10 protein-coding genes are annotated in these 15,768 nt (G+C 73.1%); 5 read left to right on the top strand and 5 right to left on the bottom strand.

The genetic code is table 11. The features are described from left to right. Window positions 1-23 precede the first annotated feature (23 nt). From hemC to ABT122_RS02420, 4 genes are all read right to left on the bottom strand, one after another. Window positions 24-959, bottom strand: coding sequence for a hydroxymethylbilane synthase (gene hemC, locus ABT122_RS02435; RefSeq protein ID WP_351544076.1), 936 nt, complete (start codon window positions 957-959; stop codon window positions 24-26). A 137-nt stretch (window positions 960-1,096) separates the two neighbouring features. After that, complete coding sequence (locus ABT122_RS02430) at window positions 1,097-1,375, bottom strand: helix-turn-helix transcriptional regulator (RefSeq protein WP_351544073.1); 279 nt, start codon at window positions 1,373-1,375, stop codon at window positions 1,097-1,099. After that, window positions 1,372-2,160: a hypothetical protein gene (locus ABT122_RS02425; protein ID WP_351544070.1), complete on the bottom strand. Its 789-nt coding sequence runs from the start codon at window positions 2,158-2,160 to the stop codon at window positions 1,372-1,374. The genes ABT122_RS02430 and ABT122_RS02425 overlap by 4 nt, the downstream gene beginning before the upstream one ends. Window positions 2,161-2,438: 278 nt before the next feature. Continuing rightward, window positions 2,439-2,591 (bottom strand): hypothetical protein, encoded by a 153-nt coding sequence (locus ABT122_RS02420; RefSeq protein ID WP_351544067.1) that lies wholly within the window; start codon window positions 2,589-2,591, stop codon window positions 2,439-2,441. A gap of 262 nt (window positions 2,592-2,853) precedes the next feature. Here ABT122_RS02420 and ABT122_RS02415 point away from each other — a divergent pair, with 262 nt between their 5' ends. Next, entirely contained in the window at window positions 2,854-5,607 is a 2,754-nt protein-coding gene (locus ABT122_RS02415) for an AfsR/SARP family transcriptional regulator (protein WP_351544064.1), read from the top strand. Window positions 5,608-5,626: 19 nt separating this feature from the next. On the opposite strand, the gene ABT122_RS02410 is transcribed toward ABT122_RS02415, so the two are convergent. Next, on the bottom strand, window positions 5,627-6,517 hold the full coding sequence (locus ABT122_RS02410; protein WP_351544061.1) for a serine/threonine-protein kinase: 891 nt from the start codon (window positions 6,515-6,517) through the stop codon (window positions 5,627-5,629). Window positions 6,518-6,553: 36 nt separating this feature from the next. Between ABT122_RS02410 and ABT122_RS02405 the strand changes: the two genes are divergently transcribed. From ABT122_RS02405 to ABT122_RS02390, 4 genes are all read left to right on the top strand, one after another. After that, window positions 6,554-8,119, top strand: coding sequence for a PD-(D/E)XK nuclease family protein (locus tag ABT122_RS02405; RefSeq protein WP_351544059.1), 1,566 nt, complete (start codon window positions 6,554-6,556; stop codon window positions 8,117-8,119). 71 nt (window positions 8,120-8,190) lie between these two features. Next, window positions 8,191-9,405, top strand: a complete 1,215-nt coding sequence (locus ABT122_RS02400; protein WP_351544057.1) for a pPIWI_RE_Y domain-containing protein — start codon at window positions 8,191-8,193, stop codon at window positions 9,403-9,405. Further along, window positions 9,398-12,970 carry a pPIWI_RE_Z domain-containing protein gene (locus ABT122_RS02395; RefSeq protein WP_351544054.1) on the top strand — a complete coding sequence of 1,191 codons (3,573 nt, stop codon included), beginning with the start codon at window positions 9,398-9,400 and terminating at the stop codon, window positions 12,968-12,970. The genes ABT122_RS02400 and ABT122_RS02395 overlap by 8 nt, the downstream gene beginning before the upstream one ends. Continuing rightward, complete coding sequence (locus ABT122_RS02390) at window positions 12,967-15,705, top strand: pPIWI_RE module domain-containing protein (RefSeq protein ID WP_351544051.1); 2,739 nt, start codon at window positions 12,967-12,969, stop codon at window positions 15,703-15,705. Before ABT122_RS02395 ends, ABT122_RS02390 begins: the two co-directional genes overlap by 4 nt. Window positions 15,706-15,768: the final 63 nt, after the last annotated feature.

Below are 15,768 nucleotides of genomic sequence, written 5' to 3'. Positions count from 1 at the left end.
ATCCTCGCCCAGAACCGGGGCCGTCAGTGGGCGATCCGGTCGATCAGCTCCCGCGCACCCTGGCGCAACAGTGCCACGGCGACCGAGGTCCCCAGCGTCGCCGGGTCGAGCGGGCCCGCCCACTCGTGCGCGTTGAGCACCCGCTTCCCGTCCGGTGTGAACACCTTCGCCCGCAGCGACAGCTCCCCGCTCCGCTCGGCGCGCGCGAACCCCGCGATCGGCGAATTGCAGTGCCCCTGGAGCACATGGAGGAACATCCGCTCCGCCGTCGCCTCCCGGTGCACCGCCGGATCGCCGAGCCCGCTCACCGCCTCGATGGTCGCGGTGTCGTCCTCCCGGCACTGGAGCGCGAGAATCCCGGCCCCGATCGGCGGGCACATCGTCTCCACCGACAGCACCTCGCTGACCACGTCCAGCCGCTCGATCCGCGCCAGCCCCGACACCGCGAGCAGCAGCGCGTCCGCCTCCCCGTCCGCCAGCTTCTCCAGCCTCCGGTTGGCGTTCCCGCGCATCGGCACACACTCCAGATGCGGATGCGACACGGCCAGCTGCGCCACCCTGCGCACGGAGGACGTCCCGATCCGGGTCCCCTGCGGCAGGGCGTCGAGCCCCAGCCCGCCGGGGTGCACCAGCGCGTCCCTGATGTCGTCGCGCTCCAGGAACGCCGCGAACACCGTCCCCGCCGGCAGCGGCCGGTCGGCCGGCACGTCCTTCACACAGTGCACCGCCAGATCCGCCTCCCCGGCCAGCAGCGCCGCGTCCACCTCCTTGGTGAACGCCCCCTTCCCGCCCAGCCGGGCGAGATCCCCCATCCACCGGTCCCCGGAGGTCGTCACCGGCACCACCTCGGTCCGCACCCCGGGCCGGTGCCGCGTCAACTCGGCCCGTACGCGCTCGACTTGCGCGAGGGCCATGGGGGAGGAGCGGGAGACGATCCGGATCAGCTCAGGCTCAGACATGCCGAACACCCTAGAGGGTGCGCCCCCAAGGTCATCCCTCATCCGCGCAGTCGGGTGAACCCCCCGCGGCACCCGGGCGCCTGCCCGGCGGTGAGCCGGGCAGGCGCTGTTCGGTCGCGGGCCCGCTCCAGCGGGTGTCAGGCCCCGTGGCCGTCCTCGGCGGCATCCATGCCCGCCTCCACATCGGCGGCGTACACCGGCCGCTCCTCGATCCCGAGCACCCGCAGCAGCGGCGTGGTCGGAACCCGGTAGCAGCCCCTGAGCCGGAGCACCGGACAGGGGAAGGCACCCTGGCGCACCAGCCGGTACGCGGTACTGACGCTGATCCCCAGCGCCCGGGCCGAGGTGCGCAGATCCACCGTCACCGGCAGCTCGAACACCTCGGTGAAGGTGAGGGCCCCGCGCGGTGGGCTCACCGGCGCCGCCCGCCGGGCCGGACGGAGAGGGTGCCGATACGGCGCCGCTTCCGGGTCCGCCGGGACTTGCTGACGACGGTCCGGAGATCGAGCCGCCCGGCGAGCGACCCGAGCCGCTCTCCCTCCAGCTGCGTCGCCGATACGGAGAACCGCAGCGGGGCACGGAGTCCGTCGGCGCTGTCCCCGCCGTCCGGGCCCTGCGCGTGGGTGACCTCCACCTCCCAGTCCCACGGCCCGGGGTCCGGCTCCGGGTCCGTGTCGCCGGGGTCGCCTGCTCCCGGGTGGTCGTGGTTCTGCGCGATCCTCTCGATATGCCCGACGGGGATCGGATGCCGCGTCGTGCGGGCGTAGCGCCAGGCTCGGTTGCGCGCCGCCCTGACCAGCACGTCAGCCGCGTCGGACGCGTCGGGTGCCACCTTCTCCAGCGTCTCCAGCAGCGCGAGCACCATCTCCGCCTCGATGTCCGGCCGACTGGCCCGCAGCCGGGTGCAGACCCGGTACGCCGCGCTGTTCAGCCGGGGCAGGGCGAGCCAGATCAGCAGCAGCCGCCACGGCCCCCGCGGCTCCCGCTCCGCCTTGGCCGCGCGGATCACCTCCTGCCAGAGGGCGGCCTTCAGCGCCGGGTCCGCCGTGGGTCCGTACAGGGTTTCGCGGGCCTCGGCGGGCGAGAACGGCAGGGTGCGCCGCTCGTGGGTGACGCGCAACTCCACGCCTTCGACGGTGTGCGGGTCGTCGAAGTGCTTCTTGATCGTGGTGAAAACTCCGCTGGTATCGAACAATGTCATGAACTGTTCTCCTTGGGCACCGCGGTGCCATGGGTCCGGATGTACGCAGAGGTGCTCGGGGGTGGCTTCGGACGCCGGTGACGGCTGGACATATCGGTCTTCAGCCTCATGCGTCTCAGATTTGTTCATCTGTGGTCTGCGGCGCCCTCCCGCGCTCTCTCGCGACGAGAGGTGTGTGGTGGAGCGCCCTGCCGCCGATGGGGACATGGGCGGGGAGAGGAACGGGTGCCCGCCGGCGGCGGGCACCCTGAGACCTCAGCGGACGGGAGGCGGCGCGGTTACGCCTGCTCGGTCGGCGGGTTCTCCTCGGTGACGGCCGGCGGAACCTCCGGGCTCGGCTGCTGGGGCTTGGCGGGGTGCGGCCGGTGCGGCGGGATCGATCCCGAGCGCTTCATCCTGGCCCGTCGGCGGTTGCGGTGCCGGTTGTTCATCGGCTGTCTCCTTCGGTTCGGAAGCGGGTGGGGAAACGGAATTCGCCCCCCCGTCGCCCCTCGTGCCGAGTGGCTTGCTGGGCGAGTGACGGCATCGTGCCCGAGTCCGCCGAACGGCCGCAGCGCACAATCTGAGGCGAATATGAGGTTGTTATGAGTCGTGTGGAGCGATCGGTGTGAGGAGGCGGCGTCGTGCGTACTCATCTGGTGGTGCCACCCCGGAGGGCAGCCGTTGCCGCCGGGTCGTGCGAGGGGGAAAGCCATGGAGGCGCATGTGCTCGGCCCGGTCAGGGTCGAAGTCGGTGGTCGGCGGGTTGTGCAGGGCAGGACCAAGCTGGCCGCACTGTTCGCCGCGCTGATCACCTCGCCCGGATGCCGGGCCGGCCGCACGGAGATCGAGACCTGTGTCTGGCCGGACGAGAGGGTGCCCGATGACCGGCTCCCCAGTCTGATGACGGCACTGCGCAAGAAGCTCGAAGTGCCCCTGGAACGCGGCAAGTCGAGCGCATATTCGATTAATCTTCCTTGGGAGAGCACGGACTATCTCCGCTTTCGCGAATTTGGCCGCCGGTCCGGCGCACCCGGTCTGTCGTGGCAGGAGCGGTTCGGCTGGCTCTCCCGGGCCATGGACGAATGGGGCTGCGAGGAACCGCTCCACGGGCTGCCGGGCCCCGGCTTCGACGACCGGAGGACCGAACTGCGCATCGAATGGCGCGAGGCCCTCCTCAGGCATCTGGCCGCCGCGCACCGCTCCGACGAGCTGGACTGGCTCCGGAACCGGACCGAGGGGCTCCTCGCCCAGTGCCCCGAGGACTGGCCGGTCTTCCGGTTCCATCTGCTCGCGCGACCGGAGCTCTCCCAGAGGTCCCGGTTCCGGCTGTACACCGGGATGCGGGACCGGTCCGGCCCGCCGGGGGACCGTGAACTGGAAGAGGAGATCAAGAGGCTGGTCAAGCGGGCATCCGTCAGCAGAGGAGGGTCCGACCGGTCCGAGCGGGCGGTCCCGCGCCAGCTCCCCGCCGCCGGCCGCTCCATCCTCGGCCGGGAGAGCCTGCTCGCCGGACTCCGCGAGACCCTGGTGAAGAAGCGGGCCGACGGCGTCATGGCGCTGGTGGTTCTCAGCGGAATGCCCGGAGTGGGAAAGAGCGCGCTCGCGCGTCATCTGGCGGCGGAGGTCGCGTCGGAGTTCACCGACGGTGCCCTCCACGCGGACCTCAGGGGATTCGCCGGTCTCGACATCGAACCCGCGTCACCGGATCAGATCCTGGACGGCTTCCTGGCCGCCCTGGAGGTGAAGACCAGGGCGACCGGCCCGGAGAACAAGGCCGCGGCACTGCGCACCCACCTCGCCAACCGGTCCGTGCTGATTCTCCTGGACGACGCTGCCGACGCCGAGCAGGTGCGACCGCTCCTTCCCGGGGACGGCAGCTGCGCAGTGATCATCACCAGCCGGAGCAGTCTGGACGGTCTCCACGCCAGTGAGGGGGTGTGCTTGACACAGATCGACCCGCTGGACGGAGAGGACGCCGCGGCGCTGCTCAACGACGCGCTGACACCGGAGAGCGCCGAGGCGAACAGGGACTCCGTCGCCGAGCTGGTGGGACTCTGCGGCCGGCTGCCGCTGGCGCTGTCCGTGATCGCACGGCGGATCACCAGGCGCCCTTCAGCCGCCATCCGCGCGCTCGTCGTCCAGATGCGCGAGGAACGCAACCGGCTCCGGGCCATGGACCTGCCCGACGACCAGCTCTCGGTCATGGCCGCCCTGCACTGCTCCGTGGGGGTGCGGTCGCCGGCGGCCAAGTGCCTGCTGTGGCAACTGGCCGTCCATCCCGGGCCCAGCATCGACTGGTCCGCCGCCGTCGACCTGGGCCGTGCGGGCGCGGGCGGCGATGTGGACCGGGCACTGGAGGAACTCTCCGGGGCGAATCTGGTGGAACTCAGAGATGACCGCTACCACTTGCACGACCTGGTCCGTGTGCTGGCCCGCCACCATATGGACAGCCATATCGACCGACCCCTTCCCGCGCTGCGGGAGAAGACTCTCAGCCGGGTGTTCGAGTACCAGCTCCAGCACACCTGGGCATGCGACCGGGTGATCGACTCCAACCGGGTGCTGCCCGTTCCCCCGGTCTCGGCCGATATGGAGGTGTATCCGCCGCAGAACGACAAGGAAGCGATGAGACTCCTCGACGCCGAGTACGAAACGGTGACGGGAGGAATCGAACTGGCCATCCAGAAGGGGTACAGCCGCTATGCCTGGCTGCTCTCCATGGTTCTGATCACCTATCAGTGGAGGAGGGGGCTCTACATCGCCGTGGAGCACAATCTGACGCGAGTGGAGAACTGCCGGGACATCACCGCCCCCAGCGACTGGGCCATGTTCCACAGGATGCTGGCCGGCAGCCGGGAGAAGCAGAAGAAGTACGCGGAAGCGGCGGACAGCCTCCGGACGGCCGTACTGCTGGGCGAGCAGGACGACAGCGACCCCGGCCGGCTGAGCCTCGCGCGCTCACTCCACGCCCTCGCGCTCACACTCCGCCGGCTGGCGGACCCCGAGGGCGCGGCGGAGTGCCATCGGCGGGCCCTGGACCTCTTCCGAACCCTCGGGAACAGGGTGGGCGAGGCGGGCGCGCTCAACGGCATCGGCACCCTGCACCACGACCGCGGCGAGTACGACGACGCCCTGCGCCAGTGCACGGAGGCCCGCTGGCTCTTCGAGGCCACGACGGACCGCAACGGCCTGGCCAATGTGCTGACCACTCTGGGAAAGATCCATCTCTCCCGGTCGGAGCGGGACCGGGCCCTCACCATGTACGAGCGTGCCGTTGACCTCTACCGCGAACTGGGCAACTGGTCCCATGAGGCCACCGCCCTGGAGCGCTGTGCCGACATCCTGGTGAGCGCCGGCCGCGCGCCCGACGCGGTACGGGCGCTGGAGCGGGTCGTCGTCCTGCTGGAGCGGCTGGGGGGCGAGGGGGTGCGGAACGTCCTCGACCGGCTGGACGGGCTCCGCTGACCCGGGGTTTCCCCGCTGCTCAGACGGCCGGCGGAGGACAGCGGTAGTACTCGGTGGGGTCGGGTGTGAGCGGCTTGGCCGGGGGCGGTGAGCCCGGTACGGGCAGAAACGGGCGCAGTTCGTCGCGCACCTCGGACACGGTCGGGCGGTTTTCCGCGACGGTGTCCACCATCCGCAGCGCGAGTGACCGGAACTCCCCCGGGATCAGCTCGATGTCCTCGGCGGGCAGCACCGGGCAGCCCGGTTCGGGCCGCTCCCGGCCCGCGTACGGCAACCGCATGATGGTCATCTCCAGCAGCAGACAGCCGAGCGCGAAGACGTCCGAGCGGGCGGTGAGGCCCCGATCGGACGCGTCGAGCTGCTCGGGCGGCGCGTAGCCGATCGTGCCACCGGCGTACTCGACGCGGACGCCGGCGCCGACAGCGAGTCCCAGGTCGAGCAGCCAGACCTGTCCGTCGGGCCCCAGGATCACATTCTCCGGCTTCACATCGCGGTGGACCAGCCCCCTCCGGTGCACCCCGGACAGGATCTCGCAGAGCTGACCGATCACCGAGGCGACGCTGGGGAGATGCTTGAGCGGCCTGGCATCGGCGATGACATCGTCCAGCAGCCTTCCCTCAGCGAATTCCATGACGATGCAGTACCGATTCCCGTGGTGGCCGTGATCGAGAATCCGCGGAATGCCCCGGACTCCTGACAGCCGGTCCCCCCACGTCGCCTCCTGGACGAAATCCTTGCCGATCTCCCGGTACCAGCTTTCCGATTCAAAAGCCCTCGGCTTCTGGAATTTGATGGCGACCTTCTCCCCGGTCTCCCGGTCGAACCCCGCGTACAGATCCCCCTGCCCTCCGCTGCCCACCTCCTCCAGCACCTCATAGCGATTCAGAACGATCTCCCTGATCCGTCCCATGACCAACTCCCCGATACGAGAAAGGGTGTGCGCAAGATGAGCACGGCAGAAACCTGGGTTCCCCCGGACGGTTTGTACCGCACATCCGATGTCATCACCGTGCCTTCGGGAATGTTCAAGGGCGGCGAGTACCGCTGCCCCGCGGCCGACGCGCTGAAGGCCAGGGCCTACCGCCCCGAGCGGCCCGTTACCCGGGGCCGGGAAGTGCTGGAGCACTTCGCCCTCGGCCCCTTCATGACCACCCTCGACGACGGTGACACGCCATCCGGCGCCCGGCGGCGGCCGGCACCGGCCCACGACGGTCTGCGGCAGTGGACCGCGCACGCCCTGGCCGCGTACCGCTCGGCGTTCCCGCCCGACCCCGCCGAGCCGATGACCGAGGTCCCCGCGCGCTGGGTCTACCGGCACCAGCGGCCGGCCGCCGACCGCCGGGGAGCGCGCGAGTACCGCATCACCGTCTGGGGGCGCTGTCTGCGGTCGGCGGACGGGACGCTGCGGGAGCTGCGCCTCCCGGTGCACCGGCTCAGCGGCGGCGAACCGCCCCCGGGGCAGATCGCCGCGGCGGCGCTGGTGCTCGCCGAAGGCGCCCCGGGGCCGAGGCCCGAGCGGGTGCGCGTCGTCGAGTTCGCGCTGCTCGACGGGCGCGTCCGCACCCTCTTCGACGGCACGCGGACGGAAGCCGTCGAACGGTACCGGGCCCACGGGGCCCCGGCGCTGGCCACCCTGCTGGACCAGCGGGAGTACCGGCCGGGACCCGCCTGCGCGGGCTGCGCGTACCTCTCCGTCTGCCCCGCCCTGCGCGAGGCGCCCGGCCTGCTGGGCGTCGGCACACCCGGAAGGACCCGGCGCACCTGGTCGGTCACCAACGGGCGCAACTACCGCGTCTGCCCGGCCCGCGACCATCTGCGGCGGCTGCGGCTGCCGACCGAGGACGCGGTCGAGCGCGGCCCGGCCGTCGAGCGCGGCCGGGCCCTGCACGCGTACCTCGCGGAACGCCACGCCCGGGGGCCCCTCCGGCCCTGTACGGCGGAGGTGCCCGCGCGCTGGGTGCCCGAGCCGTTCACCCTGCCGGACGAGGAACGCGCACTCGGCGCCCTGCTGCTCCGCCGTCACGCGGCGGTGTGCCCCCTGCGGTGCGTACGGAGCAGAAGCGATGTCCGCGCCGAACCGCGCGTGGTGCGTCACGACACCACCGCCGACGTGGTGGTGATCGCCGCACCCGACCTCCTCTACCGGGACGGCGACTCATGGGTGTGGCGCGAGACCAAGACGTCGACGAGCGACCACCCCAGGTGGCGCGAGGCGCTGTACGAGTATCCGCAACTGGCCCTGGCCGTGCTGCTGATGGCCCGGGGAGACCTGGGCGGCTCGCCCGCGCGCGCCCGGATCGAACTGGAGGTCCTCCGCCCCGGCGGTGCCGATCTGGAGACCGTCGACCCGTTCGCGCCCGCTGTCCGGGCCGCCGCCGAGGACGTGCTCGGCACCCTGGTCGCCGAGTGGCACCGGGACGATGTCTTTCCCGCCGCGCCCGGGCCCGCCTGCACGCGGTGCGAGGTGGCGCGCTGGTGCTCGGCGGGCCGGGCCGAGCGGGACGCCGCGTGAGCGCCCGGAGCGCCCGGAGCGCCGGGAGGCCCGGGACGGCCCGGACGGCCGGTGACCCGGTGGACCGGGCCGTGACACCGGACCCGAAGAGCCACGGGGACGGCACCGCTCTCTTCGCCGAACTGGCGCGCGTCGTCGCCGCCCTGGCGGCACAGGACGGGCTCCGCTCCTTCTCCCTGCCCTACCCGCGCGAAGCCCAGCGCGCCCTGGACCGGGCGGTGCTCCACTGTCTGGACCGGGGCCGGACCCCGCCGCGCAGCCTGCCGGAGCTGCTGTCCTGGTGCCGGGAACACCCGGCGGGCGGCCCGCTGTTCCGGGTACCGGCCGCCCTGGTCTCTCCCGGGGCCACCCTGATCGACCCGGTGGGGCACATGCCCACCAGAACCTGCCTGGAAGTCGCCTCCTCCGGACCGGAGGGCCGGGTGGAGCAGGAAGCGGTCCGTCTGCTGGCGGAGCTGGCGGCGGCCTGCGGCTCTGTCGACGCGTACGAGCGGTGCCGCCGGTTCCTGGCGAACCGGCCCGCGATCGGACAGCGCGACCGGTTCGCCGGACGCGAGCCCTGGAGCACCGCCGTATGGAACCGGGTCAGACACCTGTACGAGGCCGTCCCGGAGGCACTGCTCCACCGCCGGACACTCGCCCTGTGCGGCACCTGCGGACTCCCGGCCCTGGCCGCTCGGGAGAAGCCGAGAGCCTCGGCCGCCCGGGGCGGGCCGGACCCCTCGGCCGTCCGGGGTGCGCCGGACCCCTCCACCGGCCACCGCCCTGGCCGCTGGTGCGAGAGCGAGGACTGCCCGCCCGATGTCCCCTTCCGGCTGGTCCGGGACCCCGGCCACACCCTTCTGCTCCGGCGCTCCCTGCGCGTCTTCCTCGCCCTGCCCGGCCCCACCGAACACGCCGCGCTGGCCGCACTCGACCGCGCCGGAGCCGGGCACGAGCTGATCCCGGCCGGACTGGGCATGTACCGCGTCACCGGCGCCGGGCCCCGCGTCTGCTTTCTGCGGGCCGACGACCGGCGCGAGCCCGCGCTGCTGGCCGCCCGGGTCGCCGCCTCCCCGGAGGCCCTCGACGGCCCCGTGCTGGTCGTCACCCCCGGCCCGAGGGCCGAGCGGGACGGCTACCGCGCCGCCTTCACCGCGGCACTGCGCGACACCCCCGTCCGGGCGGTGCTGACCACCCCCGAGGACCTGGTGCGCCGGGCCCGCACCCTCCGCGTCACCCCGGACGCCCCTGACTGCCCCGATGCCCCGAACCCTCCGAGCGGAACGGAGACGGACCATGCGTAGCCTCACCCGTCGGCTGCACGACGTCCTGACCGAACTGTCGTCATACGCACCGCCGGCCACCGGGCCGGCCGCGCGACGATCCGCGTTCGAACCCCTCTGCCAGGTCGAGATCGGCCTCCACCTCCAGCACCGCCTGATGCCCGGGAGCCCGGCGGCCCACGCGTGGGTGCTCTTCAGCGGATACCCGTTCGCCGCCGCCCGGGGAGTCCCACTGCCCCCGGACACCGACACCGTGCTCCGCGTCGCCCGCCACTCCCTGTGGACCCTGCGCCGCCGGCGGGCCTGGCACGAGGCCCTGGAGCGGTACCAGCGCTTCGACCGCTCGCTCCGCGCCTTCGACGTACCCGACCAGAGCAGACCGGCCGAGCGGTGCGCCGTGTCCGTCGCCCCCGGACGCCTGGACGACTACGACGACCTGCTCCGGCTGGCCCCGCCGCTCGCCGGAGCACGGCCGCGGGTGGCCGGGCCGGGACCGCACGCCTTCCCGGTCAGCCGCACCCTGGCCACCGTCGAACTGCCGCCGGTCCCCGCCGTACCGCTGATCGCGCACGACCTGGACGCGCTGCCGCCCGGCAAGGGAGAGCCCCTGACCTTCAGCCTCACCGAACTGCGGCGGACGGCGGAGCGGATGGACGCCCGGGACGCCGGGGACTCGCGGCGATGCCGCCACTGGGCCGCGAGGCTCGCCGAACTCACCCTCACGACCAGGACGGCGGACGGCTTCGAGCCCTCCGACACCCTCACCGTCGACCGCATCCAGCATCTGCTCGGCATCGTCGGCGCGGGCAAGAGCACCCTGCGCGACATCATCACCGTCCATCTCGCCACCGTCCGCGCGAAACGCGTCACCGTCGTGGTGGCCGACGTCGTCGATGTCCTCAGGCTGGTGGAGCTGTACAACGTCTACACCGACGGCGCGGCGGCACCGGTCATCGGCGCCTCCGGCCGGGAACGGCACGCCCAGCGGCTCCACCGCCGGCTGGCCGGCCGGGGCGAGCACCGGCTGCTCGCCCACGACGACCCCGCCTTCGCCCATCTGGGCACCTCCTGCGTACTGAACACCCTGAGCCGCGGCGGGCCCGGTCAGGAACCACTCTCCTTCGGCGAGGCACCCTGCACCCGGCTGCGGCCCCCGTCCGGCCCCGGCCGAGGGCCCGGCGCGCCCGAGTGGCAACGGGAGCGGATGAGCTGCCCGTACTGGTCCGTCTGCCCGCGCCACCACACCGCCCGCGCGCTGGTGGCCGCGGACATCTGGGTCGCCACCTTCCCCGCCCTCATCGACGCCCGGCCGCCGCGCCCGCAGAACGGCGAGAGCATCCGCTGTCTGGAACTCGCTTGCCGCCGCAGCGACCTGGTCATCGTCGACGAGGCGGACCGCGTCCAGATGCAGCTCGACCAGACCTTCGCCCCCGCCGTTCTGCTCGCCGGCGGTGACGACAAGGACGGCTTCATCGACACCCTGAGCGGACACAAGACCCGCGAGCTGTCCGTGGGTGGCCGGATTCAGCTCTCCGACCGGGATGTCGAGACCTTCACCGCCGCGCTGAACACCGCCGGGGCGGCCACCGACCGGCTGTACGCCATGCTGGTCGCCGACCACCCCCTGCGCACCTGGGTCAGGACCGGCTGCTTCAGCGCCTGGACGCTCCAGCTCGGACTGCTCGACGAGCGCTATCCGCTCCCCGACGACGCCCCCGCCGACCACCCGCACAGGGCCCCGCGCGAAGCCCTCGGGAACAGGCTCGACGCCTTCCGGGACAACCCCTTCGGCGACCGCTCCCGAGCGAGCGGGGAGGACTTCACCGAGCTGACCGGACTGCTCAACGAGGTGCTCCACACCGGCACCCCGGCGAACACCCGCGTACGCCTGGCCTCGGTGCTGGACGAGGTCTTCGACCTCGGGCCGCTGCTGGCCGCCAAGGAGGAGGCGTACGCGCGTGAACGCGCCGCATGGGAACAGCGGCGGGCGCTCCGGCAGCGGAAGGGCGGGCGGCCGAAGCGGGAGCCCTCACCCCCGCAGAAACCCGGTGACTGGCACACGGAAATCGTCAAGCACTTCGAGTTCACCCTGCTGCTCTCCGCCCTCGAACCGAAGCTCGCGCTGATCAACGCGATGTGGCCGAGGGTCGAGGCGGCCCTCAACCTCGGCTACAACACCATGTACCGCCGTGCGCTCGACTACGGGCCGATGGTGCCCGAGGCGCCGATGGGCAATGTCCTCGGCTTCCAGTTCCACGTCCGGGGCGGCCCGGACGAGGGCGGTGTCCGCAGCGGGGAGCTGACGTTCTTCCGGTGCAGCGGCGTCGGCCGGGAGCTGCTGCGGGCGCTGCCCGACCTGGTGACCGTGGACGGCCGGCCCGGCGCCCATCTCCTGCTGATGTCCGGAAGCAGCTGGGCCGGCCGGTCCAGCAAGTACCACATCCCGGTACCGGTGGGGGCGATCATCGAACCGCCGCCGGAGGTGACCGAGCGCATCGCCCGGGAGAGCGAGATGCGCTTCGAGTTCCTCACCGAGGACGGTACGGCGCTCCGGCTTTCCGGCACCGACCCCGACGACCGGCCCGAGAAGCTGCGGCGCATCGCGGCCCGGCTGGGGGCGAGCGAGGACGATGCGCCGGGCGGCGGCCCCCTGGAGCGGGAGCTGCTCGCCCTCCCCGAGGGCCGCGACCAGATCCTGCTGCTCGTCGGCAGCTACCAGGAGGCACGGGTGGTGGCGGACACCCTGCACAACCTCAACCAGCGCTGGCGGGGCAGGGTTCTGCGGCTGATCTCGGACGACGAGTCCATCGAGTCCGCCGAGTACACCGACGAGGCCGCCGGCGGCGCGGGGGAGGACGAGGACGGCGACGGGCACCGGGCCCGCACCCTGCGCCGAGGAGATGTGGAGCACCTCAAGGACTGCCGGGCCGACATCCTGGTGGCGCCGCTGCTCGCCGTTGAACGCGGCCACAACATCCTCAACGACGACGCCCGGGCGGCCATCGGCACGGTCTACTTCCTCGCCCGGCCCAACCCGCACCCGGACGACCTCTCGCTCGCCGTCAACGCCATCAACGACTGGATCGTGCGGGCCGTCGACAGCGGCGAGTTCGCGGCCTGGGTCCGCGCCGGCGCCACCGTGGACGACGGTGCCGAGGAGGTCCGCCGAAGGGCCCGCACCCGCTGGTACCAGGTGCTCCAGCGGAGCATGGCGTGGAGCCGTCTCGGGGAGGATCGCGAGCAGGTCACCTGGGACATGCTGGTCCTGATGTGGCAGGTCATCGGCCGCCTGGTGCGCGGCGGCGTGCCGGCCCGGGTGGTCTTCGTGGACTCCGCCTTCGCGCCCCACGCGACCGCCGTACCGCCCCGGCCCGACACCCCCGAGTCCAGTCTTCTGCACAGCGTGCTCGACGTGCTCGGACCGTACTTCGGCGACGAGTCCACCGTGTCGGGCCACGACCGGTTCATCACCCGCGCCCTCTACGAGCCGCTCTGGCGGATGCTCCACCGCTGTCTGCACCCGGCGGCCCCCACCCCCACCTCCCTCCCCACCCCGGCGACGGAAGGAAACCCGTGTACCGAATGATCCGTACGGCAGCCTATGAGACCGACCCCGCGCACGGTCCCTGGATCGAGTCCCCGTATGTGATGCGGCTCGGCGAGGAACTCCAGGGCGAACTGGCCGAACTCCGCGCCCGCACCCGCGCGGGCCGGGGCGGCCACCCCACGCGACTGCCGGTCCGCCGGCTCAACTCCCTGCTGCGGGCCATGGCCCCCGGGGTGATCGCCACCGCCCGCGACCTCGGCACCGACCCCCGGCTGCCCTGGCTGTACGGGCGTGAACCGGTGCCGCGAGAGGTGGTCGCGCCCCTGATCGGGGTCTGGGCGGCCGGTCTGTCGCGCGACGACGAGGACGGCGACACCGCCTGGACCGGGACGGCGGAGCAGGCCGTGGCGGCGCCGGTGGTCGCCGGGGAGGCCGGGGAGGGGACGCTGGGCGCGGAGGGCCGTCTGCTCGACGGCCTCGACCCGGCCCTGGGGCGGCTGCCGCGCTGGGAGGCCGAGCCCGTCGACATCACCGAGACCCTGATCTCGGCCGGCGGCACGGCCGAGCCGGCGCGCCGGCTCTTCAGCCTGCTGCCCGAGTGGATCGCCTTCCGGCTCGCCGCTCGCCCCTTCCGCGCCCGGGGCGGCGAACTCGCCTTCCGGGTCGTGTCCGGCGACCAGGGAGCCGAGCTGGTCTCCTGGCCGCCCCAGCGGTACGAGCACCGGAAGCGCACCTGGTACTACTCGGCCCTCGTGACCGTCACGGTCCACACGGTGCCGTTCGCCGACCGCTTCCACGTCCATGTCTCGACCAGCGTCCGCCGCTGGGCCACCCGCCTGGAGACCCGCCACCGGGACCTGCGCGGGGCCACCGTGCTGCTGGACGCGCCGCTGCCCTGGCCGGACGGCCCCGACCGCGGCCACCGGCTGATCGGGAACACCATCGGCTTCGACCGGAGCCGGGGACGGGTCGCCTGGCGGCGCCACAGCCCCGCCCTTCTCCTGCCCGACCTGGACATCGTCCGGCACTACCCGGAACCGGAGGAACTGCTCACGGCGCCGGAGAAGTGGATCCACGGTCTCCAGGGGATCTCCGCCGGAATCGTCCACAGCACGGCCCTCGGACCGCACGGCGTCGGCCCCGGACTGATGCCCAAGGAGCGGGCCGAGCTGGACGACTGGGTCGAGGAGGGGCTGCGGCCGATGCTGCGCCGCGTCCCCGACCTGACCCGGGTCACCCGGCGCAACACCCCCTCGCTGCTGCCCCGGACCACCGGCGCCGAGGACGGCACCGTCCGGGAGGCCCGCCGGGCGGACACCCGGCGCGAGGCGCTGGCCGGTGCCCTCGCCGGCCGGCCCCTGGAGATCGACCTCCTCTGGCAGACGCCGGAGACCCGCGACGAACTGCTCGCCGCGCTGCCCGTCCTGACCGGGCTGCCGCCGGGCCGCAGGACCGCCGGAGCGGCCGGGGACTCCTGGCGGTGGGCGGCCGACGGCATCGACCTCCGCGTCCGCACCCGCCCCGCGGGAGCCCTCGCCGCCCCGCTGGAGATCCCGGGCGACCGGGCCCGCACCCGGGCCGTCCGGCTCGCCGAGGCCGTCGCCGGCCGCTGCGCGCTGGCCGGTGAGGCACTGGAGCCGCCGGGGGCGGCGTCCCGGGCGCTCGCGATCGTCGAGATCGGCGGCAGGGACCGCTTCAAGGCCGTCCCGGACTCCGACCCCAAGCACGCCCTGCGCATCGCCTGCGCCCGCCGGGGACGGCTCAGCCAGTTCCTCAACCTCCCCCAGGACGCCGATGACACCCTTTCGCACCGGGCCCGCTGGACCTGGCTGGACGCCTTCCGCCAGCTCGGGGCCGTCGATCCGCCCCCGCACCGGGTCGGCGCGGGAATCCCGGGGGACCTCCAGTACGCGGCCCTCTGGATGGTCCGCCACACACGGAGGGGACCCACACGCTGTCCCGTGCGCCGCCTGGTCGCGGTGCGTCTCCGCCCCGAGGACGGCCCGGGTTCCCTCTGCGGCTGGGACCCCGACCGGTCCGCCTGGGTGCCCTACCCGGAGCTGCTGCTCTCTCTGGCCGCCACCGCGACCCCGGAGACCGGACCCACGACGGAGGCCCGGTGGCAGCAGGAGGCCGAGCGCCGGATCAGGACCCTGCTCTTCCAGCTCCGCGACCGGCCGACCCTGCTCCTGCTGAACACGGAGAACCTCCGCCAGTGCTGGCCCGGCCTCCGCAACGGCGCTCTCGTCAGGGACATGCTCGGCTTCGGCGCCTCACCCGCCCAGCGGCTCGCGGTCTACGGCTCCGACCTGCGTGTTGTCCTCACCCGCGACGGTGGCGGCCGGGACGAGGTCCCGGAGTGGTACGCCCACGACGGCAACGGCAGGGTGGGCTTCTCCCAAGGGGTCTGGGGCCCGCCCGAGCCGGAGAACCGGGTCTTCGCCAGCACGGCCGACGTCCCGCACACGGCGACCCTCCCCAAGGGCCTGATGAAGCTCCTCCCCACCACCGCCGGTCGCACGGCCCCCGGCAAGAGCGCCTGGAACCCCGTGCACCTGGAACTCACCGTCCTGGGCTGTCTGTCGGAAGAGGCCCTGACCGCCGCCGCCCGCACATCCACCCCACCCGACCGCCCCGCCGAATGGGCCACCCTCACCCACCAACTCCGCTTCCACGACGACTACCCGCCCCTCTCCCGCCCCCTCCCTCTCCACCTGGCCCGCCTGGCGGCCCAGTACGTCCTCCCTCTGGCCACCACTCCGGCGCCGGGCTGACAGAAGCACTCCAACGCGGCACTCGTGCTGCGCAGCGCGGCCCCCGCGCCACCGCCCCGGAAC

This window comes from Streptomyces sp. NPDC001985, from assembly GCF_040296845.1.
Lineage (GTDB): Bacteria > Actinomycetota > Actinomycetes > Streptomycetales > Streptomycetaceae > Streptomyces.
Note: the sequence above shows the minus strand (reverse complement) of the source record. Positions and strands in the feature narration are given on the sequence as shown.